The 3,621-nt window shown below is 50.0% G+C and carries 3 protein-coding genes; all 3 read right to left on the bottom strand.

Annotated elements, in window-relative coordinates:
• Positions 1 to 131: 131 nt before the first annotated feature.
• Entirely contained in the window at positions 132 to 533 is a 402-nt protein-coding gene (locus Q0R17_RS07960) for a hemagglutinin repeat-containing protein (RefSeq protein ID WP_293933755.1), read from the bottom strand.
• 133 nt (positions 534 to 666) lie between these two features.
• The gene (locus Q0R17_RS07955; RefSeq protein WP_293933754.1) at positions 667 to 1,677 is read right to left on the bottom strand and encodes a hypothetical protein; all 1,011 of its coding nucleotides are present in this window, start codon (positions 1,675 to 1,677) and stop codon (positions 667 to 669) included.
• Positions 1,662 to 3,621: DUF6862 domain-containing protein (locus Q0R17_RS07950; RefSeq protein WP_293933752.1), on the bottom strand; the 1,960-nt coding region annotated here is incomplete at its 5' end. The genes Q0R17_RS07950 and Q0R17_RS07955, both read right to left, overlap by 16 nt.

Here is a 3,621-nt window from a genome sequence, read left to right as displayed (position 1 = left end):
ATCCAACAGGCTTCAAAGAAATGGACGATGCCGATTCAAAACTGGCGAATGGCGCTGAATCGTTTCGTTATAGAATTTGGTGACCGGCTGAACGGCCACCAATAATTCCAAAGGCATTTACACAGAAAGATTTACAGGCTCGTTTTACCTGCGTTGATATGGCTATTTTGCTGAGCAGTATCTTTGCCATCGGCATGGCCGCGACTCAGGCTGCCGTTAGCGGTGACGCCATAGCTGGCACCGCCTTGCCCAAAGGTAATCGCAACACCCGCACCCCAGCTTGAGCTGCTGTTTTTGCTGTGCTGCTCGCTCTCATCCAGCGCCGATTGCAAGTTGATATCGCCATCCGATTTCAGCTTGATATTGCCTTTGGCATTGATCTCGCTACCCAGCACATTCAGCTGGCTGGCTTTACCATCGCCCACGGCCAAGATTTGAATATCGCCACCCGCATTTAAAGTGCTGCCGCTATGGCTGATGCTGCTGGTTTTGGTGGTGCTTTCAGATTTGGGTTCGCCGTAAGTAATGCTCACGCTCACCGAAGAAGGATCTGAAAAAATGGAGCAAAGTCTTGCAATACAACAAATAGTTTAACTAAATTATTACATTGCAAGACGGTATCTGACCCTCGCTTTCCTCATGCCCGACACCGTCCAGTTTACTTGGCTAGCCTTGTTTCAATGCAGCCAGCGAGAGCACTTCGTCATACTGCGGCCAATCTTCCCGCGCCCGCTTCAGTACCCCTTGCATCAGTTCATCCAATTCGGGTACGGGTTGCTCAGGCGGCAAGCTATCGAACGGTGCAACCATCAGTGGATGATCCAACACGGGATTCGCGAACCCTTCCCATTCGCGCAAACGGAAAATGAACAAAATCTCAATCGGCACGCGTTCCAAATGCCAATCTGAGTTGAAATCATAAAATTTCTTCAGCGTGTCTTTGCCAGCTTGATGGGTATGCCGATCACACGCAGCCAAGAGACAAGGTATTAAGGCTTCTGGGTCAGGAGTTCGCCAGAGCTGGAGCAGCATTTCATAGATCGGCTCGTCGTAGGCATAGCCTGGCCATTGGTGCGACAGATCGCCCACCCAATCGGCAAACAAGCGCAACATAAAGGCTTGGGCGCGACGATGCTCTTCGGTGTATTGAAGCTCTAATTGATAGCTGCGATTCAAAGCGGAGTGAATCAAATACCCATGAAAAATTACCGCGTCTTTCCAGCCTAATATGGCCATCGTCGCCATCATTTGTGCCGCTGTCTGCGTACTAAACATACGCAGACCACCATTTTGAGAATCAGGAAATAAAACATCAAATTGTTGATGCCAAAAATACGCCTGTTTGATGCCAACTTCGTAATATCGCATCCAATGCACCAGCTTCCCCAGCCACAGTGGATTATCTGGCGCAGTGGCTAATACTTCATGAACTTTGATACGACCTAGTTCCTCTGACCAACTATGAGTAGCATTGCGCTTATTGGGGATTTTCTTGTCCGATGAAGAATCTTCCCGTGTATTGTATTCGCGGATGCGGTTCAGCTCCATTTCAACCAGAGTTACATCAGAACCCGCCCAGCCAGCCTCTAGTGCCTTGATATAGCCGATAACCGTTTTGTATTTTGTCCATTTAGGATTAACCCCAGCTCGTTCACAAATCCTTATTTTTTCGGCCATGATTCCACCTTGAATGCTGTTTTACCTGTTGTGCTGGGAGCCGGAACGCCCACCTTCACTGTGATGCCCTGTATTTTGAAGTCACCTGAAGCCATTGCCTCGCGAATTTCGGCGATCAGCACTCTGTTTTCCTTAGATGCTACGGCAATATTGGGTTTGGCAAGCCATCCACGAAGCCTTGCCGTAGGATCCCCCGCCGCATCCTTAGCAAAATCCACACCATTTTGCGAGGATTTTGCATCCATCACCACCACCGTGATCTTATCGCCGTTGATTGACACCAAACAACCATCGCAGCCATGACCGCTGGCATTTTGCAGTGGCTTGAATGTCAAGCCGGTTTTCTCATATAGCATCTGGATGGCAAGTTTTTCCCCCAACTGACCATCCTGTCTCAGCATAGTGCTGGTAACTTGAGGTCCATCAATCGTTTTGCCCAGTAGGCCATCCAGTTTAGTGAGACCGTTAACCTTATTGGCAACATTGGCAGCATCTTCCGCTTTCTTCGCAAGTTGCGCTGCATCCAAAGCGGTTTCAGTGGCCTTGCCTACATTTTTAATCGTTCCAGCACCGCCGCCAATTGGCAAACTTGCGACGGTTTCTCCGGCTATCCGACCAATTGTTTCAACATCACCCCGCTCGTAGGCCTGAGCCAGTTTCTCGCGCTTTTCTGGCGTCATTGCACCCAATAGATAAGGCAAGTTATCCAGATCAGAAACATAATCCCATGCCGCGCCAGCCCCTGCCTTGAGCTGCGTTTGAGCTTGTGGATCACCAAATAAGGCTTTAAATGCCGTTTTAGCGCCCGAGTAAGCACTTTCAGCACCATCAACCATCGATTGGCCGTAACCTTTAAGTACATCGCTGGTATTAACACCGCCCATACTTTGCTGCGCGAGAAGTGTAGCTTCAGTTTCTTTTTCTTTTGCTACAAACGTTAAAGCTGCATCAGCCAGCAAGGAAGTTGAGCGAATATAGCTTGCCGCAGCATTGCGTACATCCTGCCGGATTGCGTCGCATTGGGGAGTTTTAACATTAGCGCAAGCATCTAAAGCAAGATTTGTTGCGTCATCTTTCTTTTTAAGTGCTTTCGTTTCTTGTTCACACTTGCTATCGCATTTACCAGAGAACTTCAGTCGAGTGAGTTGCTCTAGTTTTGTCGCCTCAGATTTACTGAGATAGTTATTCTCCATCTCAATCTGAGCCGCGTTATTCGCCGCCGCCGCATTGCCATCCGTTGCCGCAACAATACCAGTGATGATGGAGCCCACCAGATTCTTACGTTTTTCCTTTTCGCTGGCGGTCATCTTATCTGCATTGGTGTTTTCGATTTCAGATAGGACGTTGTTGATGACGACGCTGGAAGCGGCTCCCACGGCGGCGCTGCTGCAGTTGCTGCCGGAAACAGTGGCTCCGGCGCAGGAGGCGATGGCGTGTAGGGCGGCGCGGACGTTTTGGCTAGTTTGGTTTTCTTCGCCATCCACTTTCTGGAAGCTGTTGGCTATCTCTTTGATTTTTTCAGCGCCCAAGCTTTGCACGTAAGCCACGGAGGCGTTTTGCACTAGTCCCGTTACGCCGCCGCTAACATTACCGCCCACGGCCGCTTGCAGTGCGGTCATGGCGCGGCCATAGTCTCCGCCAGGCGTCCATCTATCTGCTTCGGTTTTTTGCTCGCCCAGACTCGTTATTTGAGCATCCAGCTGGCGGATCAGTGCCTGATTTTGCTGATCTTGTGGCTTGGCTTGTTCTGCACTTAAGCTGGCCGATGTGCCGTCCAGTGCTTTTTTCGCCGCATCCGCCTCAGCCGTGCGGTTGGCCATAAAGGTGTTGCCTTCTTGCAGGAAGGTTTTGGTGGCGCTGAATAGCTCGTTGATTTTTTCAGGCTTAAAATCATTGGCGAGTTGTTGCTGTGCGCCATCGGTATCGCGGTTCAGGCTGGCGATG

The sequence above is a fragment of the Iodobacter sp. genome, from assembly GCF_025352645.1.
Classification (GTDB): Bacteria; Pseudomonadota; Gammaproteobacteria; order Burkholderiales; family Chitinibacteraceae; genus Iodobacter.
The sequence above is the reverse complement of the archived record's forward strand: the minus strand, read 5'-3'. Positions and strand labels throughout refer to the sequence as shown.

Excerpts from the sequence above, each read along its gene's own strand:
- Q0R17_RS07955 (WP_293933754.1), bottom strand. The coding sequence starts at position 1,677 with ATGGCCGAAAAAATAAGGATTTGTGAACGAGCTGGGGTTAATCCTAAA.